This window comes from Streptomyces syringium, from assembly GCF_017876625.1.
GTDB classification, from domain to species: domain Bacteria; phylum Actinomycetota; class Actinomycetes; order Streptomycetales; family Streptomycetaceae; genus Streptomyces; species Streptomyces syringius.
In genome coordinates this window covers 926,455-948,863 of sequence record NZ_JAGIOH010000001.1, presented here as the reverse complement: position 1 = coordinate 948,863, position 22,409 = coordinate 926,455, and the positions used below count along the sequence as shown (strand labels likewise).

16 protein-coding genes and 1 pseudogene are annotated in these 22,409 nt (G+C 73.1%); 9 read left to right on the top strand and 8 right to left on the bottom strand.

The window, feature by feature from the left end; translation table 11 throughout:
• Positions 1-18: 18 nt before the first annotated feature.
• Positions 19-219 (bottom strand): annotated as a pseudogene (locus JO379_RS04255) (alpha/beta fold hydrolase); the annotation flags it as partial.
• Positions 220-1,008: 789 nt separating this feature from the next.
• Here JO379_RS04255 and JO379_RS04250 point away from each other — a divergent pair.
• A complete protein-coding gene (locus JO379_RS04250; RefSeq protein ID WP_278046344.1) occupies positions 1,009-2,436 on the top strand; it encodes an NAD(P)/FAD-dependent oxidoreductase in 1,428 nt (475 codons plus the stop codon).
• Between the two features lie 133 nt (positions 2,437-2,569).
• The gene (locus JO379_RS04245) at positions 2,570-3,250 is read left to right on the top strand and encodes a hypothetical protein (RefSeq protein WP_209513957.1); all 681 of its coding nucleotides are present in this window, start codon (positions 2,570-2,572) and stop codon (positions 3,248-3,250) included.
• Between the two features lie 40 nt (positions 3,251-3,290).
• Here JO379_RS04245 and JO379_RS04240 read toward each other — a convergent pair whose 3' ends face one another.
• Positions 3,291-4,349: a polyprenyl synthetase family protein gene (locus JO379_RS04240; protein ID WP_209513955.1), complete on the bottom strand. Its 1,059-nt coding sequence runs from the start codon at positions 4,347-4,349 to the stop codon at positions 3,291-3,293.
• Between the two features lie 47 nt (positions 4,350-4,396).
• Positions 4,397-5,443 carry a tetratricopeptide repeat protein gene (locus tag JO379_RS04235; protein WP_209513954.1) on the bottom strand — a complete coding sequence of 349 codons (1,047 nt, stop codon included), beginning with the start codon at positions 5,441-5,443 and terminating at the stop codon, positions 4,397-4,399.
• Between the two features lie 423 nt (positions 5,444-5,866).
• Here JO379_RS04235 and JO379_RS04230 point away from each other — a divergent pair, with 423 nt between their 5' ends.
• From JO379_RS04230 to JO379_RS04200, 7 genes are all read left to right on the top strand, one after another.
• Positions 5,867-6,574 (top strand): SDR family NAD(P)-dependent oxidoreductase, encoded by a 708-nt coding sequence (locus tag JO379_RS04230; protein ID WP_130880774.1) that lies wholly within the window; start codon positions 5,867-5,869, stop codon positions 6,572-6,574.
• Between the two features lie 264 nt (positions 6,575-6,838).
• A complete protein-coding gene (locus JO379_RS04225; RefSeq protein WP_130880775.1) occupies positions 6,839-8,104 on the top strand; it encodes an MFS transporter in 1,266 nt (421 codons plus the stop codon).
• Positions 8,101-9,918, top strand: a complete 1,818-nt coding sequence (locus JO379_RS04220; RefSeq protein ID WP_209513953.1) for a S9 family peptidase — start codon at positions 8,101-8,103, stop codon at positions 9,916-9,918. The genes JO379_RS04225 and JO379_RS04220 overlap by 4 nt, the downstream gene beginning before the upstream one ends.
• Positions 9,919-10,182: 264 nt before the next feature.
• On the top strand, positions 10,183-12,105 hold the full coding sequence (locus JO379_RS04215) for a RiPP maturation radical SAM C-methyltransferase (RefSeq protein WP_130880777.1): 1,923 nt from the start codon (positions 10,183-10,185) through the stop codon (positions 12,103-12,105).
• Positions 12,106-12,191: 86 nt separating this feature from the next.
• Positions 12,192-12,866 carry a DUF5825 family protein gene (locus JO379_RS04210; protein ID WP_130880778.1) on the top strand — a complete coding sequence of 225 codons (675 nt, stop codon included), beginning with the start codon at positions 12,192-12,194 and terminating at the stop codon, positions 12,864-12,866.
• 245 nt (positions 12,867-13,111) lie between these two features.
• Positions 13,112-14,725, top strand: coding sequence for a phospholipase D-like domain-containing protein (locus JO379_RS04205; RefSeq protein ID WP_307841896.1), 1,614 nt, complete (start codon positions 13,112-13,114; stop codon positions 14,723-14,725).
• Between the two features lie 237 nt (positions 14,726-14,962).
• Positions 14,963-15,886, top strand: coding sequence for a D-alanyl-D-alanine carboxypeptidase family protein (locus tag JO379_RS04200; RefSeq protein ID WP_130880780.1), 924 nt, complete (start codon positions 14,963-14,965; stop codon positions 15,884-15,886).
• Here the strand turns inward: JO379_RS04200 and JO379_RS04195 are convergent.
• The 5 genes from JO379_RS04195 to JO379_RS04175 all read right to left on the bottom strand — a co-directional run bounded on the left by JO379_RS04195 (position 15,856) and on the right by JO379_RS04175 (position 22,369).
• Complete coding sequence (locus tag JO379_RS04195) at positions 15,856-16,815, bottom strand: alpha/beta fold hydrolase (RefSeq protein ID WP_242626354.1); 960 nt, start codon at positions 16,813-16,815, stop codon at positions 15,856-15,858. The genes JO379_RS04200 and JO379_RS04195 overlap by 31 nt on opposite strands.
• 199 nt (positions 16,816-17,014) lie before the next feature.
• Entirely contained in the window at positions 17,015-18,367 is a 1,353-nt protein-coding gene (locus tag JO379_RS04190; protein WP_209513951.1) for a wax ester/triacylglycerol synthase domain-containing protein, read from the bottom strand.
• Positions 18,368-18,445: 78 nt separating this feature from the next.
• Positions 18,446-19,690, bottom strand: a complete 1,245-nt coding sequence (locus JO379_RS04185) for a glycosyltransferase (protein ID WP_130880782.1) — start codon at positions 19,688-19,690, stop codon at positions 18,446-18,448.
• Between the two features lie 180 nt (positions 19,691-19,870).
• Positions 19,871-20,962 (bottom strand): amidohydrolase family protein, encoded by a 1,092-nt coding sequence (locus JO379_RS04180; RefSeq protein ID WP_209513950.1) that lies wholly within the window; start codon positions 20,960-20,962, stop codon positions 19,871-19,873.
• A gap of 48 nt (positions 20,963-21,010) precedes the next feature.
• Positions 21,011-22,369 carry a glutamine synthetase family protein gene (locus tag JO379_RS04175; RefSeq protein ID WP_209513948.1) on the bottom strand — a complete coding sequence of 453 codons (1,359 nt, stop codon included), beginning with the start codon at positions 22,367-22,369 and terminating at the stop codon, positions 21,011-21,013.
• Between the last annotated feature and the right edge of the window lie 40 nt (positions 22,370-22,409).

Here is a 22,409-nt window from a genome sequence, read left to right as displayed (position 1 = left end):
CTCGCACACGGTCACGGCCGGCCGGTCGCTGATGCCGTGCCCGAGGAGGTCGATCAGCAGCGAACGGTGACCGGCCAGGGCAGGATGCACCGCCACCTCGGCGAAGTAGGGCGCCGACGTCGCCCCCGGACCGTGCGCGTAGACACGGGCCGGTTCCCGGCCCGGCAGCTCGACCCACCGGATCATGTCGCCGTCCGCCGTCACCGTGGCGCTCCGCACATCCTGCCCCCTGCAAGTCGACTTCGATCGGATACGAGGGTAGCCACGGAGCAGTGGCGGGCCGTTCAGGGGCCTCCCCGCAGACCGGGCCGGCCGGCACCGGCCGGCCCGGCGGGTGCGCTCATCCCCTGCGTGGTCCGGTGTCGCCGTGGGGCTGCTTGGGCGACTGCTGAGGGTCGCAGCCGGGGAAGGGACGGTCGAAGAGCCAGTTGTAGAGCATCTCCCGGCAGATCCGGGGCGGGAACGCCGGCACCTGGCGCCCGGAGTCGGGGACGCCGACCTGCGTCAGGTTCCGGTGGCGGCGGACGAATCCCTTCGGGTTCAGGCGGTCCCGCAGTAGGCCAGGACCTTGGCGACCAGGACGTTGCCGAGCCGGGTGGCTCAGGGAGCCAGGGGGCGCCGCCGGGACTGCGAGTGAGCGGAGCGGGTGAACAGGCCCGTCGATCATGCCGGATCCTTCGGGCCGAGCCGAGCTCCTTGATCCAGCGCTTGATGAGCTCCTGTGCCCGCGGTCCTGGCGCGTCCATCTGCATGCCTTGCAGGTGGATGAAGCCGGCGGTCATCTTCAGGCCCGGGCCGCAGGTCAGGAAGACCATGCCGTAGTCGTTCCCGCAGCCCGTTGTTGACCCCGGACTGCCAGTCGTACCACTGCACACGCACACCTGGGGCCCGCACGCAGGCCACGCCCCCTCGTTCGCCTTGGACTTCGAAGTGCGAAATCATCTGACAGCCGTTCCGATCGGGTGTCGGAGCGGCCGGTCGGTACAGGAGCGGACACGAGGAGCCCCAGTGGAAGCGCAGAGCACGCCCTTGACGAGTGACGCCCCTGAGCGCACCTCACCCTCGGCTCGCCATGCCGTCGTCATCGGGGGGAGCATGGCCGGGCTCCTCGCCGCCCATGTCCTCGCTTCCCATGCCGACACCGTGACCATCGTCGAGCGCGACCGGTTCCCCGACGGCCCCGAACACCGTTCGGGCCTGCCGCAGGACCGGCACACCCATGTGCTGCTGGAGAGCGGCCAGCGGGCTCTGGAGGCGTTGCTGCCCGGAATCCTGGAGACGATGCGCGAAGAAGGATCGCCCCGGGTCGGCATGCCCAGTGACGTCGTGCAGTGGCAGGGGGGCCGGTGGTTCCGCCGTACCGCCGCCACCACGCATATCCTCACCGGATCCCGGCCGTTGACCGACTGGGTCGTACGCCGGCGCGTCCTGAGCCATCCCCGGATCACGACCCTCCAGGGCACGGAGGTGACGGGGCTGCTCGGCGACGCCACCCGGGTACGAGGTGTCCGGCTGCGCGAACGCGGGGCCGCGGCCCTGCGACAGGATGCCCGCGGCCTGGAGGCCGACCTCGTTCTGGACGCCACGGGCCGCTCGTCCCACGCCCCCGCGTGGCTGGCAGCGATCGGCGCCGAACCGCCCCACGAAGAGCTGCTCGACACCGGCCTCGCCTACTCCACGCGGTTCTACCGCGCACGCGACGACGATGCGAACGCCGACTTCCGGGGTATTTACGTCGTCCCGAACCCCACCCAGCCGCGTGGCGGCATTCTGCTGCCCATGGAGGGCGGCCGCTGGTCCGTCATCCTCTCCGGCCTCCGCGGCAGCGAACCGCCCACCGACGAGGCGGGGTTCCTCGCCTTCGCCGCCGGGCTTCCCCACCCCGTCCTCCACGACTGGCTGCTGGAGGCCGAACCGGAATCGGCCGTCCACGGCTTCCGCAAGACCGCCAACCTCCGCCGCCGCTACGACCGGCCGGGCCGCCGTCCGGCGGGGTTCCTCGCCACGGGGGAGGCCTTGTGCGCCTTCAACCCCGTCTACGGTCAGGGGCTGTCCGTCTCGGCGTTCAGCGCCGTCGCCCTGCGGGACGCCCTCGACGACCCCCGCCGGACCCCGACGACCGGCTTCGTGCAGAAGGCCCTGTTCGCCGCGGCACAACAGGCGTGGGACGTCTCCGCCGGGGCCGACAAGAACATGCCGGGTGCCCGGGGCAACGCCTTGCGCCCCCGCGCGGTCGACCGGCCCGCCGACTGGTACCTGAACCGCGTCCAGGACCGCGCCTGCGGCAACCCGGAGATCGGCGCCGCGTTCCGGGGCGTGCTGTCCCTGACCCGGCCGGTCACGTCCCTCTTCGCACCGTCCATCGCCAAGGCCGTCCTCTTCGGCCCGCAGCCGGAGGCACCGTCGGAACCGCCCATGCGGCGGGAGACCCGGTGAGCCCCCGGGCGATCCGGTAGCCGAGTCGCCCGCCGGCCGTCGCGGCGGCAGGTCCCGCGGACAGACGGAACTGAGTAGCGGAGTGAGTACGAACGCTCAAGCCGCAGCCGGGCAGGCGCAGCATGCTGGGGTCATGATCACGTCTGCTCCCGTCGGCCCGCCGCCGTATCCGCCCGCCCCCGCCCACCTGCCGCCCGCCCCCGCCGCACCGGCGCGCAAACGCCGGGCGGCGGTGGCCGGGGTCGTCGCGGTGCTGGTTCTCGCGCTGGTGTGCGGGCTCGCCGTGATGTGGTTCATGACGAGGGAGGACGGTGGGCCGCTGGCCGGCCGGCCGCGGGTGACGGACGGCACGGCAGGCATCTCGTACGCGATCCCGGAAGGCTGGGAGCGCAACGACAAGGGTGGCCTGATCAATGCCTTCACCTCATCGGTGGCCATGAAGCGCACGGCCTCCGACACCCGGACCGACGACGAGGGCGGAGGCCGCACCGTTCTCGCCGGTCGGGCGGGCGGCATACCGCAGTCCTCCCTGCGGCCGCAGACCGAGCGCGCCGCCCGGTCGAACGCGGAGTACTTCTACCCGGACGGGCGGTCGACGATCGAGGAGTCCCGCGCGACGACGGTCGGCGACCGGCCCGCGCACACCGTGGTGCTGAAGGTGAGCGACCGTCAGGGCCACACGGCCCACCTCCGCATGACCCTCATCTCGGTGGACGACAGCCGCTCGGCCTTCCTCCTCGGCATCACCCAGCCGGCCGGGCCGGCCGAGCGACGGGAAGTCGACTCGGTGCTGGAGAGCGCCTCCCTGGTGTAACGGTCGTCAGAGGCGGACTTCCGGTGATGGGGAGCCGCCGTCACAGCCGACGGTCGATCAGGAACTCCGACAGACTTTGGAGTTCCTCCACCGCGCGCGGTACGAGCGGCACGCTGTCGAGGCAATCGTGCGCGGCCGCCACATGGCGTCGGGCCTCCGCCAAGGTGAAGGCCCGGCCCCCGGCCTCCTCGACGAGTCCGGCCGCGCAGAACGCGTCCGCGGCGTCCAGAGGGGCGTCGGAGTCGAGCAGCAGCGCCAGCCGGCGGCCCGCCGCGGTGTCCGAGGCGAGGGCCGCGAGGACGGGCAGTGTCTTCTTCTTGCGGTGCAGGTCGTTGTGGACGGGCTTGCCGGTGGATCGTGGGTCGCCCCAGATTCCCAGCAGGTCGTCGACGGCCTGGAAGGCGGCGCCCAGCTGTCGGCCCGCCTCCGCGAGCGCCCCCGACAGCAGCGGCGAAGCGCCGGCCAGGACCGGGCCCACCGCCATGGCGCAGCCCAGCAGCGACCCCGTCTTGCGCAGAGCCATCGCCCGGTAGGCGGGTATGTCCACCGCTTGCGGACCCGTCCACGGGCGGTTCTCGAAGAGGAGGTCGTCGGCCTGGCCGTGCACCAACTCCCTCAGCGCGCCCGACAGATGACGTACGGCCTCGGCACCGCTCTCACCCCCGGCCCGGGCCAGGGTCTCGACCGCGAGGGCGAACAGGGCGTCCCCGGCCAGGACGGCGGGCCCCGTGCCGAACGCCTTCCACGCGCTGTCGCGGTGCCGGCGCCGCTCGTCGCCGTCCATGATGTCGTCGTGCACCAGCGAGAAGGTGTGCACCAGCTCGACGGCGACCGCTCCCGCGACGGCGGCCTCGCCGGGCGCGCCCACGGCCTCGGCGCCGAGGACGGCCAGCGCCTGGCGGACGCCCTTGCCGCCTCTGTTCCCCGAACCGGCGTCGGGCAGGCCGTCCGCGTCGCACCAGCCGAGGGAGAACGACGCCATCCGCCGCGGCCAGGGATGCAGAGTCCGCACGGCCGCTCTCAGCGCCGGTTCGACCAGTTCCCGGCAGCGGTCCAGGACGGGCGGCGGGGGTGCCTGGAGGCCGGTGCGTGACGTCATGGGTCTCTCTCTTCGTTCGGGGAGCGTGCGGGGTGTGGCGGCCGGGGTCAGCCGGTCGGCACCGCCCCGGCGGTCACGATGCCCAGCTCGGTCCGCGCCTTGTCGACCATGTCCCGGGCGTGCAGCAGCCCGATCCGGCCGAGGGTGACGTACAGCTCGTCGAGGTCGGCGGCGGTCTGTGCGAGGTCCCGTCCCAGGCGGGCACGTGACTTGACCAGACCGAGCCGGGAGAGCGCCTCGCCCCGGGGCTCGCCCATGGCCCGGAACTCCTCCAGGGCGCCGCTGTAGCACGCGTGGGCCTCCTCGTAACGGGCGGCGCGGAAGAGGACGTTGCCGCGCATCTTGTGGTTGTACGCCAACGCGCCGGCCAGCCGCATCTCCCGGCAGGTGCCCTCCGCCTCGGAGAGCAGCTCCAGCGCCCGCTCGGTGTCACCCCGCACGGACAGCACGTCGGCTATGCCGCGCAGGGCCCAGGCGCGCCCGCGGGCGTCGTCCGCCTTCTGGGCTATCTCCGCCGCCTCCTCGAAGAGGGCGAGGGCGGTGTCGTACGAGCCGGTGTTGCGGTGCATCTGCGCGATGCCCTCCAGCGCCCACACCGTGTGCCGGGCCTCGCCGCGCCGTCTGGCCTCGGCGAGCAGCTTCTCGTGCAACTCGCCGACCGCCGCGTAATCGCCCTGGATCCGCCCGGTCTCGGCCAGTCCGGCGAGCGAGTAGCCACGGGCGACGATGTCCCCGCCGCGCTCGGCGAGTTCGGCTGCCGCAGCCAGCCAGCGCCGGGCCAGGGCGAGGTCACCCCGCTGCCGTGCAAGGGTGCCGCCGCTCCACACCGCCCACGCCATCGCCCCCTCGTCCTCGGCCTGCCGCGCGGCCCGGTAGCTCGCCTTCCAGGCCTGCTCGGCCTCCTCCACCCGGCCCAGACGCCGGCTCGCCTCGGCGACGGCGAGCCCCGCGTGCGCCGACTCCAGGGCACTGCCCGAGAGTTCGGCCCGCCGCCGCTGTTCCAGTGCCTGCTCGAGAACGTCCTCGAGGGAGGAGTTCACCGAGAGCGCGCCGAGAGCTCCCCGGTACTCCGGGGCGAATGCCTTGCCGTACATGCATGCCTCACTTCACGACCGATCGGCGGGCATGGCGTCGCACCACCGATGATCAAGAAACTAGGCCCTCGACCGGGCACCTGGAGTCCACCCGTGAGGCGGCGTTCCGTACATCTGCAGACCGGCTCGCGAGGCCGAGGTCATCCCGAAGTTGTACGGGGCGGACACCTGGCCACGGACAACCCGGGGGTGCCCCTGGCCGGAAACGATCGGGGCCACGCCTCCACGCGACGTAGTCACCGGAGGTGGGACGGCCGACGCCTTCCCAGGCGCCCACGACCGCAACTCTTCATACGAGTCCCGGAGCCGGGTGCGGGCGTCGGCCTGGGAGCATGGGGCGACCGCCGAAAGTCCTCTCTTCACCCTGCCCGCGCCCGGACGGCATCCGCCGGAGCGCTTCGCGACGCGGAGGAACGGATCGACATGCTGCTGGAGAACAAGGTCGCCGTGATCTACGGGGCGGGGGGCCGGGTCGGCCGCGCCGTGGCCCGTACTTTCGCCCGCGAGGGAGCCGAGCTCTTCCTGGCCGGCCGCACGCGCGCCACGCTCGACGCCGTCGCCGACGAGATCCGTACCGCGGGCGGCACGGCCGTGACGACGCGCCTCGACGCCCGCGACGAGAAGGATGTCAACGCCTTCGTCGACGGGGTGGCCGGGCGGGCCGGGCGGGTCGACATCTCGTTCAACCTCATCGGATACGACGCGGCCCCGACGCTCCCGGAGCCGTCGGCAGGCCTTCCCGCGCGGGAGTCCGCGCGGCCGGTTCCCACGGCCGCCACGTGGAGCCACTTCCTGACCACCGGCGCGGCCGCGCGGCACATGGCCGTGCGCGGATCCGGGGCGATCCTGGCATGGGGAGGCACGGGCCCCGACGCGTCCGGCGGACCGGGCGGGTTCGCCGTCGCCCTGGACGCCCTGGAGGGGCTTCGCCGCCAGTGGGCCTCGCAGTTGGGCCGGTACGGCATCCGCGTCGTCACGCTCAAGGCGGCCGCCCAGGAGACGCCGGAGCCGATCCGCACGGTGACGCCCGCCGACATCGCCGCCGCCGCGGCCCTCGTGGCGGCGGACCGTACCCGCGCGACGGCCTCCGCCACCGTCGACGTCTCCCGCGGTGTGCTGGTGAACTTCTAGGACTTCACCGGATATGGAACCGGCCGTTTCTATTCCATCGGCGGGCATTGCCGCCGAACGGCCCGACCGCTCCGGAATCATTGGTGGAAGCGTTGCGTACCGTGAACCCCTCGGTTACGCTCCCCATCGCTCACCGAATAGCTCGCGCGTCCTTGCTTCTGCACCCTCTCTCGGCGAAGGAAGAAGGTCGGCCATGCCCCTGTGCCCGCTCCCGAAGCGTGCGAACCGGAATTCCCCGTCCGGGAAATCCGAGGCTGTGGAGAGATGAACGACAAGGAGAGCGAATTACGCACGACCGGTGCCCGGAACGGGGCGGCGCCAAGGGATTTCCTTTATTTCTGGACAGCCGGCGCCGTCGACGGACTCGGCACCTACGCGTCCGCGCTCTTCCTCCCGCTGATTCTCCTGGCATCGGGCAGCTCACCGGGGACCGTCGGGCTCGTGGCCTCCGTCTCCCTCGTCGGGGGGCTCATCGCCTCGCCGTTCGCCGGGGTGCTGGCGGACCGCGGCTGCCGCCGCACCCTGATGGTCCGGTCCGCACTCGTGGCCGCCGGGGCCATGGGCTCGGTCTTCGCCGCGGTGGCCTGGGGCAGCGTCACCCCCGCCCATGTGCTGCTCGCCGCCCTCGTCGAGCGCGTCGCCTGCTCCCTCTACGCGGCGGCGGCGCAGGGCACCGTCCGGGCCCTCGTGCCACCCGAGCGGTACCCGACGGCCATCAGCCGTCTCCAATCCCGTGACCAGGCCGTACAGATCGTCGGCCCGTCCCTGGGCGGTGCCCTCTTCCAACTCGCCCGCTGGGTGCCCGTACTCGCCGACGCGCTCTCCTTCCTCTGCGTCGCCGTCCTCACCCGCGCGATCCGGGCCGATCTCACCCCCTCGCGCCCCGCGCGCCGCGACCGCTTCACCCGCGACCTGGCCGAGGGGCTGCGCTTCGTCCGCCACCAGCCGTTCCTGCGGTTCGTGACGCTGTGGACCGCGGGGCTCAACGCCGTGCTAGGCGTGCTGTACTTCCACGCCGTACTCGCCTCCCACGCCCGCGGCGCCGGGGCCGCCGCCATCGGGCTGATCCTCACCGTCAGCGGCCTGTGCGGGCTGGCCGGCGCACTGACCGGCCCCTGGGTGATCCGACGGCTGGGGCCGGTCCGCGTCGTCGTGGCCGCCTCCTGGCTCATGGTCCCCGCCGCGGCCGGGCTCGGGTTCGTGACGCAGACCTGGGCCTACGGGCTGCTCCTCGGCACCGTGAGCCTCGCCGCCCCCGCCGTGGGCATCGTGCTCCACGCGCGCGTGGTGCTCCTGACGCCCGACCGGCTCCAGGGCCGGGTGGGCACCGTCCTCGGCACGGCGGGCGAGACCGTGGCCGCGCTCGCCCCGGCGGCCGCGGGCGCCCTCGTGGCCTGGACGGGCGGCCGGACCGTCGCCTTCGGCAGCGCCGGCGCCCTCGTGGGGCTGGCCGGATACTGCACCGCGCGGCGCGGCCTCGTACACGAGGCCGGTGTCACGGCGCGGCGGCCCGAGGGCGTGATCGGATGACCGCCACGCGCGCGTGGGGCGTCTACCGGCCGGTCCTGCCGGAGGTGTGCCCCACCCGCCCCGACCGGATGGTGTACGTCGGCGACGCCGGCGGCCGCTGCGAGGTGTTCACCTGGGACCGGGCCACCGGGCGCTCCCGGCAGGTGACCCGGAGCCCGCACGGCACCCTGCTCTGCGCCATCGACGCCGACTGCGTCGTCTGGTGGTTCGCGGAGGACCAGGACGGGAGGGGCGTCTGGTACACCCAAGGGTTCGACGGCGGCCCGCGCACTCCCGCTTTCCCGGGAGTGCCACCCGGGCACTTCGCCGGGCTGGCCTTCGCCGAGGACGGCACGGTCGCGCTGGGCCTGCGACGGCCCGACGGCACGACCGTCCACCACGGCCGGCGCGGCACCCGTCCGCGCGCCCTGCCGCGCCACGAGGGAGCCGTCCGGCTGTGCGACGTGGCCCCGGGAGCCGGTCTGCTCGCGCTGACCCGGTCGGCCCGCGCGCCCGAGGCCGTCACCGTCGTGACGGCCGACGGCCGCCGCGTGGCCGCCCTGGCGGGCGGCGGGAGACCGCTGTGGGCGCGGGGGTTCGCCCCCGGCGCGGGCGCGCCGCGCCTGTTGCTGATCCAGCAGCAGGAGAGCCACTACCGCCTCGTCACCTGGACCGCCGGCCAGGGCCTGTGCCCGCACCCCTGGTCGGCGCGTGACACCGAGTTCACCGCCCGCTGGTTCCCCGACGGCGAACGGGTCCTGATCCGGCAGGAACGGCACGGCCGGACGCTCGTCGGCGTCGCCGACCTCGTTCGAGGGACGCTCACCCCGCTGGCCACCCCGCCCGGCAGCCTCCTCGACGCCGCGCCCGCCCCGGACGGCGACGTCCACTTCGTCTTCACGGACGCGGTGACCCCCGCCCGGCCCATGACCCTCTCCGGGGCACCGCTGCCCGGGGGCGACGCCACCCGGCTGACCGACTTCGGCACCAGCGAGGAACTGTGGACGGACGGCGGCCCCGACGGCCCGGTGCACACCTTCCTCTCCCGCCCCACCGGCAGCCGTGGCGCGCAGCCGCTGGTCCTGCTCGTCCACGGCGGACCCGCCGACCACGACCGCGACGTCTACGACCCCATGGTGCAGTCCCTGGTCGGTTCGGGGCTGTCCGTGGCGCGGGTCAACTACCGCGGCTCCACGGGGTACGGGGCCCGCTGGCGCTCCGCGTGGAGCGAGGGCGTCGGGCACACCCAGGTGGCCGACCTGGTGCGGGTGCGGGCCGACCTCGTCCGCCGCGGCGTCGCCCGGCCGGACGCGGTCGGGCTGTGCGGCACCTCCTGGGGCGGCTATCTGACCCTGCTGGCCGCGGGCACGCACCCCGGCCTGTGGGCGGCCGCGGTGGCCGTCAAGCCGCTCGCGGACTGCGCCACCGCCTACCGCCACTCCACCCCGGCCCTGAAGGCGCTGGACCGGGCGCTGTTCGGGGGCACGCCCGAGCAGGTGCCGGAGCGCTACGCGCACTCCTCACCGCTCACTCACGCCACCGCCATCCGCGCCCCGCTCCTGCTGGTGGCCGCCCGGCACGACACCAAGTGCCCGCCTCAGCAGGTCGAGGTGTTCCTTGCGGCGCTGGAGACGGCCGGGGTCCCGCACGACGTCGGCTGGCTGGACTCCGGCCACGACGGCTACGACGGCGCCGAGCACGCCGCCGTCACGGAACGGTCGGTGCGCTTCCTCCTGCGGAGGCTGACGCGCCCGGCCGCTCCGCCCCCAGACGCCCGGACGCCGCACGGTGTCCGGTCGGCCCCATCGGCACCTGCCACCACACCGAGGAGGTGAACGCCATGCAGAAGGACGTCATCAACAACGACCCGCTCGAGGGCGACGAGGAGAGCCGCAAGCCCAGCGTGGGCATCAGCATCACCGTGCCCTTCCGTTCCGCCGAGGAGCCCGAGGAGTAGCCGCACCCGGGGGCCGGGCCGCCGCGGCGGCCCGGCCCTTCGCGCTGACGGCTCTGACGGCGCTGCATTCGGTATTTCCCGCACCGGTGAAAAGGCCCGGCGGGCGAGGAGTCCGCACGGGATCCGATAAGAGAGGCCAATTGTGCGCGTAACCCTGGTCAACATGCCCTGGGCCCCCATCGATCTGCCCTCGCTGGCGCTGGGAATCCTGAAACGCAGCATTGACGAAGGGGTGCCCGGGGCACACGCCGACGTGCTGCACGCGAATATCGACTACGTGGACTGGATCACCGAACGGCGCGACGATTTCTCGCTCGCCGACTATGAATACTATTCATTGGCCTCCTACTTCCTCGGCTGCGGCGACTGGGTGTTCTCCTCCGCGCTCTACGACGACGACGCCTGGCGGGTGACGGAGTTCGCGGACGCGATGGGCCGGAAGATCGGCGCCCCGCGCCTGGAGACCACCGTGGAACTCCACGCGAGCGCGACCGCGTTCATACGGACCGTCGCCGAGCGCATCGTGGCGGCGGAACCCGATGTCGTCGGCTTCACCTCGACGTTCCAGCAGAACACCGCCGCCCTGGCCGCCGCGAAGTACGTCAAGCGGCTCAATCCGGCCATCACGACCGTGATGGGCGGCGCCAACTGCGACGGCAAGCAGGGCGAGGCCGTCCACCGCAACTTCCCCTTCGTCGACCACGTCGTCCGCGGCGAGGGCGAGGAGTCCTTCCCCGCGCTGGTCGCCGCGCTGCGCGACGGCTCCGGCCTCGACGCCGTCACCGGGCTGTGCCGGCGCGACGCGGACGGCGGCTCGCACGCCAACCCGATGAGCACCAGGCCCCTGCCGCCCGCGGCGATCCTGCCGCCCGACTACACGGGCTACTTCGAGCGGCTGGCCGCCTCCGCGGCCCATGCGTGGGTCGAGCCCAAGCTGGTCGTGGAGGGCGCGCGGGGCTGCTGGTGGGGCGAGAAGCACCACTGCACCTTCTGCGGGCTCAACGGCTCGTTCATGCAGTTCCGCAGCAAGAACCCCACGGTGTTCTTCGAGGAGATCATCGCTCTCGCGGCCAGGCACCGGGTGCTCGACATGTACGTCGTCGACAACATCCTCGACATGGGATACCTGAAGTCGCTGCTGCCCCGCATCATCGACAGCGGCTACGACCTGCGACTGCACTACGAGATCAAGGCCAATATGCGCAGCGGCCAATTGCAGACACTCGCCGACGCCGGACTCATCTACGTCCAGCCGGGCATCGAGAGCCTCAGCAGCAAGGTCCTCGGCCTCATGGACAAGGGCGTCACCGGCTGCCAGAACGTCCGCATGCTCCGCGACGGCGCGGCCGCCGGGCTCTCGGTGGCCTGGAACTATCTGCACGGATTCCCCGGCGAGGAAGCGGCGGACTACGACGACATCACCTGCCAGCTGCCCGCCCTGGAGCATCTCAACCCGCCCGTCGACCAGTCCGCGCGCATCGCCATCGAGCGGTTCAGCCCGTACTTCAACAACCCCGGCATGGGCTTCAGCGACCTGCGGCCCGCTGAGCCGTACCGCATCACCTACGACCTGCCGGAAGCGGAGATGTTCGACCTGGCGTACGTCTTCGACGTACCGCCGCGCGGCGTCGGCGAGGACGTGGTGCGCAGGCTCAACGACGCCCTGATCGCGTGGAAGGGGGCCTACGCCGCCAGCCGGCTGACGCACTGCGACCTGGGCGAGCGGATCGTGCTGGTGAGCCGCCGCCGGGGCTTCGACTGGCGGACGCTGGAGCTGACCGACCCGGTGGAGGTGGCGCTCTTCCGGCTGCTCGACCAGCCGCACACCCTCGTCGCGGCGGCGCGCAAGCTGCGCGAGGAGCACCCCGGTTCGGACGCCGGCACGATCGGGGCGACCCTGCGCCGCTGGCGGGAGCTCGGCCTGGTCTTCGCGGACGGCGGCCAGTACGTGCACGTGGCGCCGCCCGCGGTGAACGAGGAACTGCTGCGGCTGGACCACATGCGACGGACCGAGGCGGAAGACGCGGCGGAGGCGGAACCGGCGCTGCAGAGCACGGGAGCCTGATCCGGCCGGCGGACGTCCCGGCTGTCTCCCAGCACGTACTCCGGCACTCGGCCGGCCTCGACTCGGCACTCACGAAGGGGATTTCCATGACGGCAGCCGCCGCGCCCACGACACCGGACGCTCTGACGGTGACGCTGTGGCGCGACTACGACCGGGCCGCCTGTGCGGTGCCCGGCATGCTGATCGGTGTCCGGCACCTCGACGGGCCGGGCGCGGGGCACGCGCGCGGCCTCTTCGACGCGGGCGCCCGGCGGGTGGTCATGGCGGACCCCGTCGATCTGACCGGCCCGATGGACGACGCGCGAGCCGCCCGGACGGTCCGGACGCTGAGCCTCATCGGCGACCTCACCAGTCTCGCCCTCGCCGTCGACTGGACCGTGCGGCCGGGGCCCGCCCCGCACGACTGGCGCCGGCTCGGCCATCTGCACCCGCCCACCGCCGTCCTGGGTGTCGAGGACCCCCGGGCCGTGCTGAGCGAGTGGCGTCGCGGCTACTACATCTGCAAGTGCGTCTACCGGCGCGGGCCGGGCTTCCTCCAGGTACGGGACCGGCGGTACCGCGAGCTGCGCCGCTTCACCATCGACGAGCCCCATTACCAGGAGGCCATCGAGGCACTGGCGGACGGCGCCCGTGCCGAGGACCTGCCGGCCGACGCGGTGGCGGACTTCCTGCGCGAGGACCTCGCGGTGCGGTTCGGCGATCACCTCTGGTGGGCACCGTACCGGGTGAGCCGCTGGCCGCAGGCCCAGATGGTCATCTGACCACCTGACGCCCGGGGCCGACGGCCACCTGCCGGTCCGTCAGGAAGGTGCTGCTTCCACGCCTCCCCACTGTCCGGAACCCGTCGGTCCGGCGGTGGACCGGGGCATCGGACAGGTCATTCACCTGGTAGCTTCCAAGAGTTGATCATCTGTACACCTTGTCATGGGATGTACATGGGCCATACCTGGCCCAAATGTGTTATGTCGTTCAACTCTTTACTTCGCACTTCGTTAAGGAAGCAACAGTGGTCAGACTCAGCCGTGTCCGTCGTCTCGCGGGCTCCGTCACGGTCTCGGCGGTGGCCCTCGCCGTCCTGCCCGCCACCCCGGCCTTCGCCGCCGACCCGGCCACCCCGCACCTCGACGCCGTCGAGCAGACGCTGCGTCAGGTCTCACCCGGCCTCGAAGGCGACGTCTGGGAGCGCACCACCGGCAACAAGCTGGACGGCTCGGCCGGTGACCCCTCCGACTGGCTGCTCCAGACCCCCGGCTGCTGGGGTGACGACAAGTGTGCCGACCGCGTCGGCACCAAGCGGCTGCTCGCCAAGATGACCGAGAACATCGGCAAGGCGACGCGCACGGTCGACATATCCACCCTCGCGCCCTTCCCGAACGGCGGGTTCCAGGACGCGATCGTCGCCGGGCTCAAGGAGTCGGCCGGCAAGGGCAACAAGCTGAAGGTCCGCATCCTCGTCGGGGCCGCGCCGGTCTACCACATGAACGTGATCCCGTCGAAGTACCGCGACGAGCTGACGGCCAAGCTCGGCAAGGCCGCCGAGAACATCACGCTGAACGTCGCGTCGATGACCACGTCGAAGACCGCGTTCTCCTGGAACCACTCCAAGATCCTCGTGGTCGACGGCCAGTCGGCCATCACCGGCGGCATCAACAGCTGGAAGGACGACTACCTCGACACCGCGCACCCGGTGTCGGACGTCGACCTCGCCCTGACCGGCCCCGCCGCCGGCTCCGCGGGCCGCTACCTGGACACGCTCTGGACCTGGACGTGCCAGAACAAGAGCAACATCGCCAGCGTCTGGTTCGCCGCCTCGGGCAACGCCGGCTGCATGCCGACGATGCACAAGGACACCAACCCCAAGGCGTCCCCGGCCACCGGCAACGTCCCGGTCATCGCCGTCGGCGGCCTCGGTGTCGGCATCAAGGACGTCGACCCGAAGTCGGCGTTCCGCCCCGACCTGCCGACCGCGTCCGACACCAAGTGCGTGGTGGGACTGCACGACAACACCAACGCCGACCGTGACTACGACACGGTCAACCCCGAGGAGAGCGCGCTGCGGGCGCTGGTCGCCAGCGCCAAGGACCACATCGAGATCTCCCAGCAGGACCTCAACGCCACCTGCCCGCCGCTTCCCCGGTACGACATCCGGCTCTACGACGCCCTCGCCGCCAAGATGGCCGCGGGCGTGAAGGTCCGCATCGTCGTCAGCGACCCGGCCAACCGCGGCGCGGTGGGCAGCGGCGGCTACTCGCAGATCAAGTCGCTGTCCGAGATCAGTGACACGCTCCGCAACCGCCTCGCGAACATCACCGGTGGCCAGCAGACCGCCAAGACGGCGATGTGCTCCAACCTCCAGCTCGCGACCTTCCGCAGTTCCCCGAACGGCAAGTGGGCCGACGGGCACCCGTACGCGCAGCACCACAAGCTGGTCTCCGTCGACAGCTCCACGTTCTACATCGGCTCCAAGAACCTGTACCCGTCGTGGCTGCAGGACTTCGGCTACATCGTGGAGAGCCCGGAGGCGGCCAAGCAGCTCGACGCGAAGCTGCTCGACCCGCAGTGGAAGTACTCGCAGGAGACCGCCACGGTCGACTACGCGCGCGGGATCTGCAACGCCTGATCCTCCGCCCGGCTCCCCTCGGGGGCACTTCGCGCCATCCCGGCGCGGGGTGCCCCCGCGGCGTTCTCCGGGCGGGGCCATGCGCCACAGCAGCATGGCACGACCGCGGGTACCGCCCGGCGCCGTCCCGGCCCGGTCACCCGTTAGTGATCTTCGATTTCTTCCCGCCCGGCGCCGGGTGCGAGCATGCGGCCCGCGACCCGAACTCGGGTCCGCTACCGAGGAATTGGAGTGTCAATGCAACGCTGTGGGGGAAGCCCGGCCCGCCGGTGGACCGTGGCCCTGACCGCGACGACGGCTGCCTTCGCCGTCGCACTCCCGACGGCCACCGCCGAGGCGACGGGCGGCCCGAAGGGGATCGGCGCGAAGGGCGCCTATCTGCTCGACGGCAGCGGCGGCAAGCTCTGGGAGGGCAAGGCCGCGGACATCAAGCGGCAGATGGCCAGCACCACCAAGGTCATGACCGCGGTCGTGGTCCTGGAGACACCGGGCGTCGATCTGAACAAGCCCGTCGCCATCAAGCAGTCCTACCGCGACTACGTCGCCCGGACGGGCGCCAGCACCGCGGACCTGCGCGTCGGCGACAAGCTGACCGTGCGCCAGCTGCTGTACGGACTGATGCTCCCCTCCGGGTGCGACGCCGCGTACGCGCTCGCGGACACGGTCGGCAGCGGGGGCAGTGAGAAGGCGCGCACCGCGTCGTTCATCGGGAAGATGAACGCCAAGGCGGCCCGGCTGGGGCTGCGCGGCACGCACTACGACTCCTTCGACGGCATCTCCGCCCACGGCCGCAACCACACCACCCCGCGCGACCTGGCCGAGCTCGCCCGGCACGCCCTGCGCAACGCCACCTTCGATGCCGTCACCCGGTCGACCAGCACCCGGCAGAAGGCGACCAACGTCAACCGGACCTACACCTGGTACAACACCAACCAGCTGCTCGGCGCGTACCCCGGCGTGATCGGCATCAAGACCGGCACCGGCAGCGCGGCCGGGCCCTGCCTGGTCTTCGCCGCGAAGCGCGGCAAGCGGACCGTCGTGGGCGTCCTGCTCAACGACGCCAACCGCTACCCCGACGCCTGGAAGATGCTGGACTACGCCTACCGCACCCGCACCCCGATGAAGCTGCGTCAGCTGCCCTCGGGGGCACACGAGGACTGACGCTCCCCGCCCGTCCGGGGCGCCGGGACAGGGCTCCGGCGGCCGATGTACTCCACGGGATGGCAGTAGTCCAGGCCGCCGAGGGACTCGCCGGCGAAGAACCGGGTCACCAGGTCCACGGTCTCCGTCGGCCGCTCCAGGTGCACCAGGTGGTCCGCGTCCTTGAGCGTCGTGAAGCGGGCATCGGCGCACTGGTGCGCGGCCTCCCGGCTCAGGGCCGGGGTGGTCAGCGGATCGTGCTCACCGGTCGCGACGAGCACCGGCACCCGGACCGTCGGGCCCCCGGGCGCGTCCGGGTGGTCGAGCAGCCGCCGGCTGTTGTCCAGGAACTTGGCGATGTCGTGCGGGGACAACTCGCTCAGCGCACGGGACAGTGCCCTGATGACGGTGGGCCGGCGCGTGACGGTGACCAGCGGGGAGGAACACACCATGGAATCCAGGACCCCGCTCTCGAACTCGGCCCGCCGGCCCTGTTCCCCCAGCCGCAGCAGACGCTCCACCCGCGCCCGGACATGGTCGGACACATGCGCCATGGTGCCGATGAGCGCCAGCCGCTCGACCCGCTCGGGATGTCTTTGCACCCACTGGTAGGCGATGGCACTGCCGTACGAGGTGCCCGCGACATTGACCGGGTACGGGGCGACCTCGGACAGGAAACGGTCGAGGGCGCGGGTGAGGAAGTCGAAGCCGTAGTGAGCCGGCAGGGGGTCGGCGGCCCCCCAGCCCGGGAGGTCCACCGTGATCACGCTGGCCGCCTCCAGGAAGGACTGCTCCACCCGTCCCCAGGCGCCCTGGTGCTGGAACGCCCCGCCGACGAGGACGATGGGCGCCATCCGCGCGTTGGGCTGGTGCACGATGCGCCCGCTGTACGCGTATCCGTCGCAGCTGAGCGGAATGACCTCTTCGCGGAAGGCGGTGTGCGTCGTCACGGCGGTCTCCGTTTCACGGTCGGGTGTCGCGTCCGGGCGGCTGCTCACGGCAACTCGCGGCAATGCGTACGACCGGGAATCTCGTGGGGGGTTTCACCAGGGGCAACGACAGGTCATGCCCGCGCGTTACTGGCCGCCCGCCCGACAGGTCGTGAGCGGTCACCCAACGTCGCCCCGTACGCCCCGGGAGCCCGACGCCTCACAACCGCAACGCGTGAATCTCGTCGTGGATGAGGCCGGACAGCCGAGGGGCCAGGCTCCGGTGCTGGTGGTCGGTCATCACCGCCACCACCGCGTTCGCGTCGTGCAGGGACATGGTCACCACCACGGGGTGGCCGGTGCTGAGCGTGGGCAGGAGAGACACGGCCACCAGCGACGCGGCGCCCAGGGCGAGCGGACCGGTGTAGGTGGCCAGACTGCTGCACAGCAGGGAGGAGTAGAAGGGGGAGGCCACATAACGGCCGAGTACGTCGGTCAGGCGGCCGTTCCGGCGCCGCGTCCGGGACACCAGCAGGGCCTGCGCCTGTGCCCGGCCCTGCAGCGCGGCGCGCCGGGTGAAGCTGTCCACGGCCGCGAGCCGCCGCGCGGCGCGCCGGTGGGTGGGGAGCGGGACCCTGATGGTGGCGTAGTGGTTGCCGAGGACACCGGCTTCCTCGGTGGTGCGCACGTCGACGGGGACCATCGCGCAGACCCCCGGGAGGAGCGGCCAGCGCCCGGCCAGGCCGGCGGTGCGCAGGGCGGCGGCGGTCGCGGCGAGGAAGACGGCGTTGGTGGAGGCCCGGCCCGAGGGCAGGGTGTCGCGGGCGGCGCTCAGCGTTGCCTTCGGCACCCGCTCGAAGGACAGCACCCGCCGGGCGTCCACGGGCCCGTGGAACGGCAGCGGGCGGGCCTTCGGCAGCACGTCGGTGAGCGCCCGGGTCAGTGCGCGGCGCGTCGGGGCGGCAGAGGGCGCGTGCGCTCGCCGCGCCCCGCTCCCCGGCAGCGGCGCCGCCGACGCGTCGAGCAGGCTCCGCAGCAGCGTGGCCATCGACGTGCCGTCGAGCAGGGCGTGGTGGGCGCGGATCAGCAGGGCGAAGCCACCGGGCGAGGGCAGCAGATGCAGCTGCCAGGGGGGCCGTACGGGGGCGAGCGGGCGGGCCATCAGCAGCGCCGTCTCCGCTTCCGGCGTCGCGTGTCCGCCTTCCGGTCCGGCGGTGACGTGCGCCGCGGCGTCGAACTCCGGGCCGGGCGTCCACCGCGGCCATGCCGACGCGGCGGAAGCCGCGGGGGGCACGAGCCGCAGCCGGGGGTACGCCCCCCAGCGTCGGCGGACCCGCTCCCGTAGTTCCGACAGCGGCGGTGGGGGGCCTTCGAACCAGGTGAGCAGCCCGGTCGTCATGCAGAGGTGTTCGCCGCTCTGCTGCCCGTGGAACCAGGCGTCCAGCGGCGGCATGACGATGCCCGCCGCATACGGAGCGGGCTGCGGGCCGCTCGTGTCGAGGCGTGGCCGTGGCAGGCCGGTGGTGTGGCCGGCGAGGGCGTCCGGGGAGGTGTCCTGGGTGCGTTCCGTCACGAGGGGTCCTGATTCTGACTGGGTGTCGGCAACGTGGCTGGGTGGCCGGGGGACCGGCGGGGGGAGAGGACAGCGGGGTCAGGAGGCCAGTGCGGCGGCCGCGCGGGCGACGGCCCCCGCGCCGTCCTCCTGCGCCAGCCGCTTGGCGAACGCGGTGGCCCGCTCGGCGAAGCCCGGCTCCCCGGTCGCCCGCCGCATCGCGTCCGCCAGCCGGCTCGCGGTCAGCTCCCGGTGCGGCAACGCCCGGGGGCTCACGCCCAGTTGCACCAGCCGGGCGGCCCACCAGGGCTGGTCGGTCAGCACCGGCACCGGCACGGCGGGCACTCCCGCGCGCAGACCCGCTCCCGTGGTGCCCGCGCCGGCGTGGTGCACGACGGCGGCCGTGCGCGGCAGCAGCCAGCCGTGCGGCACCACGCCCACCGTGATGACGTCGTCGTTCACCACGGACAGCCCCGCCCACCCGGACTGGACGATGCCCCGGAGCCCCGCCTGCCGCAACGCACGGGCGGTGATGGCGCTCAGCCGCTCGGGGGCGTCGGGCATATTGCTGCCGAAGCTGACGAGCACCGGCGGTGGCCCGGCGGCCAGGAAGTCCGTGACCAGCGCGGGCGGTGTCCACAGCGGGCACTCGTGCGGCCACCAGTACCCGGCGACGCGCAGCTCGGGCCGCCAGTCCGAGGGGCGCGGGACGACCGAGGGGCTGTACCCGTGCCAGATGGGCCAGCGGCCGGCCTCCCGCGCCCTGCGCAGCCGGTGGCCGCTGCGGTACGGCAGCCCCAGCCGGGCGTGCAGCCGCCGGTAGGCCGCGGCGTACAGGGAGTCCATCGCGACGTTCACCGCCCGGCCCCGGAGCCGGTTGGCGTACCCCGGCTCCCGCCACGACAGGGCGCACGGCGAGAAGGCCGCCGTGGGCGCGTCGGGCTGGAGGAAGACCCCCATGCTCGGGATGTCGTGGTAGCGGGCGACGACCCTGCCGACCGGCGCGGCGATCGTCGACAGCAGGACCAGGTCCGCCGAGGGGTCCACCGCCGTGATGATCCCGTCCACGAGCCCCGCCGCGGCCCGCTCGGTGGCGTGCGCGAGCCGCTGGACCGCCCGCAGCGAACGGCCGCCGTGCCGGAAGCGGGTGTGCGCGCCGATCAGCTCCTCGAACGGGTCGGCGGACAGCGGCCGCATGCGCAGGCCGCAACAGGTCACCAGCTCTTCGAACTTCGCGTGGGTGACGATCTCGACGTCGTGGCCCTCGGCCACGAGACGGTGGCCGAGACCGGTGTACGGGGCCACCGAACCCATGGTGCCCGCCGTGATGATTTGGATGCGCATGACCCGGCCCTCCCGCCCGCCGGGACCCGGCCGGCGTCCGACGAACTGCCTCATCGACCCAACGAGGAGGAACCGGCCCGGATACGGCGGCGGGGGAGAGCGGGGGCCCACCGGTCGGCCACCGCGCCCGGTGACGGCCGCCAGGCGCGCGACACCCGCTCGTGGATGTGCGGGCAGCCCCTAGCCGTCCGCCCCGCCCGCCCCGAGCCGGTAGACCCGCCGCGCGTTGCCCGCCCCGATCAGCCCGGCGACCCGCCGTGCGTCGTCCGGCGACCAGGCCCCGTCGTTCACCCAGCCGGTCAGCAGCCGGGCCAGGGCCCGGCGGAAGAGCTGGGCGCCCACGACGTAGAGCTCCGGCAGCCCGTAGGCGTCGCTGGAGAACATGATCTTGCCGAACGGGGCCAGTTCCAGCATCTCGCCGAGGACCGCCTCGGCCCGCGCCCCGGTGTGGGTCAGGGAGAGGCCGACGTCGGTGTAGACGTGGGGGAAGGCGTGGGCGAGGTAGCCGGCACCCCGGTGGTACGGATAGCCGTGCAGCAGGACCAGCGAACAGCCCGTGGGGCCCACGGCTCGTACGAAGTCGGTGAGCAGCAGCGGATCACAGCGGTCCAGGCGCAGATCAGGGTCGCCGAAGCCGGTGTGCAGCTGTAGCGGCAAGGCCGTCCGGGCGGCGGACCACAACAGGTGGCGCAGCAGCACCGGGTCGGCCAGCCGCCCGCCCGGCGCCCGTCCGCCGAGCCAGCGGGCCGCTGCATCCCGGACCTCGGCGGGGTCCGGCGGGGCGGGGTCGAAGTCGAGTCCGTACCGGTAGGCGACCACCGACTTGAAGCCCGCGGCGGTCCGGGCGGCGTCCCCTACGGCGGTGGCGAGGCCCTGGAGAAAGCCCTCGGCGGCGTCGGGCGAGGCGACGCCGTCGGCGACGCGCTCGGCGAGGGTCTCCAGACGTACGATCTCGTGCGCCGTCGCGGCTCCGGCGGCCGCCAGCTCTTGAGGGCTCGTCAGGTCACCGGGGAGCCCGGTGTCGACCAGGTAGTCGGTGATCCCGGCGGCCCGCAGCAGCCGCCCCGTCACCTCCCGCGCGCCGAGTTCGCGCCGGCGGGCGAGATAGCGGGCCGGCGGGCAGTGCGCCGGGAGGTCCAGCAACGGCGGGCACCAGCGGCGCACCGCGAAGCCGAGCTGGGTGTCGAAGAAGGTCGTGCCGGGCGCGGCGGGCGCGTCGGACTCGGTGAGGAAGGACGCGAAGTCCTCCGGGCCGAGATCGGCTCGGGCCACGCCGTGGCAGTGGTGGTCCACCAGCGGTGACGCCGCCGAGGGGTGCACTCAGAACCGCCTGCGGGTGGCGTCCGCGATGTCCTGCGGCGCGGCGCCGTCGAACCGCGCCGCCTCGCCGCGGCGCACCGCGACGACGGCCTCGAACAGCGGATCACCGAGCGCGGTGCGCAGCAGCGCCGAGCGGCTGAAGTGCTCCAGCGCCTCCGGCAGCGAGGCCGGCAGCCGGGTCTCCCGGCCGGTGGTGACGGGGTCGCCCGCGACCGGCGGCGGGAGCGTCAGCCCGGCCTCGATCCCGGCGAGCCCGGCGGCGGTGACCGCGCCGACCACCAGATACGGGTTGGCCGCCCCGTCGAAGCACTTGACCTCGGCGTTGGCACCCGAGGCGTCGTCGGGGGCGCCGGTGATGAAACGCAGCGCCGCCTCCCGGTTCTCCAGGCCCCAGCACTGGAAGGCCCCGGCCCACTGCGAGGGCGCGAGCCGCAGATAGCCGGCCGGGGTGGGGGCGCCCAGGGCGAGCAGGGCGGGCAACTCCCGGAGCACTCCGGCGAGGAAGGCCTCGCAGACCTCCGTCATGCCGTACGGCCCGGCACCGCCCCGGCACAGATTCCCGTCCTCGTCCCAGAGGCTCAGGTGCAGATGCGCGCCGCTGCCGACGCTCCCCGCCTCCACGACCGGTGCGAACGAGGCCGTCAGCCCGTGCCGGGCCGACACCGCGCGGATCGTCTCGCGGACCAGGACGGCGAGGTCGGCGGCGCCGACCGGGTCCGCCGGGGCCACCGACACCTCGAACTGCCCGGGGGAGTACTCCGGGTGGATCTGCAGGACCTCGACGTCCTGCGCGGCGAGCGCTTCGAGGACGTCGCGCAGATAGTCCGACAGTTCGACCAGCCGTGTCATCCCGTACGCCGGGCCCGCGCACGGATACCGGATCTCCGTCTCGGTGAGATCGCCCCGGGTGACGACCCATTCCGTCTCGAAGCCCATCCGCAGCCGCACACCCCGCGCCGCGGCGTGCTCGGTCATCCGCCGGGCGAACTGCCGCTGGCACGCGCCGTACGGGTCGCCGCTCTGTTCGTACCGGTCGACGGGCGCCCAGGCCCAGCCGGGCTGCGCGGCCAGCACGGTCAGCCGGTCCAGATCGGGGAAGAGCCGCAGATCGCCGTCCGGCCCGCCGATGTGGGGGCTGGTGACGGCGGAGTCGTCGGTGAGATAGACGTCGAAGGAGGGCGACATGCCCACGCCGCGCCGCGCGGCATGCGGGAGCCGGGCGGTGGGAACGGCCTTGACCCGGGTGAGGCCCGCGACGTCCACCCAGGTGAGGGCGACGCCGTGAATGTCCATCGCCGTGAGCCGCGCCGCTTCCTGCCGCGCGGCCGACTCCGCCCGCTCCCGATCCGGCCTCTGCATGGCTGCATTACACACCATCGGGTGGGACGCGTGGGGGAGT

What these genes read in the sequence shown, in the direction of transcription:
- JO379_RS04245 (WP_209513957.1), top strand. Translation starts at nt 2,570, where the DNA reads ATGATCACGTCTGCTCCCGTCGGCCCGCCGCCGTATCCGCCCGCCCCC.
- JO379_RS04220 (WP_209513953.1), top strand. Translation starts at nt 8,101, where the DNA reads ATGACCGCCACGCGCGCGTGGGGCGTCTACCGGCCGGTCCTGCCGGAG.
- JO379_RS04230 (WP_130880774.1), top strand. Translation starts at nt 5,867, where the DNA reads ATGCTGCTGGAGAACAAGGTCGCCGTGATCTACGGGGCGGGGGGCCGG.
- JO379_RS04200 (WP_130880780.1), top strand. Translation starts at nt 14,963, where the DNA reads ATGCAACGCTGTGGGGGAAGCCCGGCCCGCCGGTGGACCGTGGCCCTG.
- JO379_RS04240 (WP_209513955.1), bottom strand. Translation starts at nt 4,349, where the DNA reads ATGACGTCACGCACCGGCCTCCAGGCACCCCCGCCGCCCGTCCTGGAC.
- JO379_RS04235 (WP_209513954.1), bottom strand. Translation starts at nt 5,443, where the DNA reads ATGTACGGCAAGGCATTCGCCCCGGAGTACCGGGGAGCTCTCGGCGCG.
- JO379_RS04175 (WP_209513948.1), bottom strand. Translation starts at nt 22,369, where the DNA reads ATGCAGAGGCCGGATCGGGAGCGGGCGGAGTCGGCCGCGCGGCAGGAA.
- JO379_RS04225 (WP_130880775.1), top strand. Translation starts at nt 6,839, where the DNA reads ATGAACGACAAGGAGAGCGAATTACGCACGACCGGTGCCCGGAACGGG.
- JO379_RS04210 (WP_130880778.1), top strand. Translation starts at nt 12,192, where the DNA reads ATGACGGCAGCCGCCGCGCCCACGACACCGGACGCTCTGACGGTGACG.
- JO379_RS04185 (WP_130880782.1), bottom strand. Translation starts at nt 19,690, where the DNA reads ATGCGCATCCAAATCATCACGGCGGGCACCATGGGTTCGGTGGCCCCG.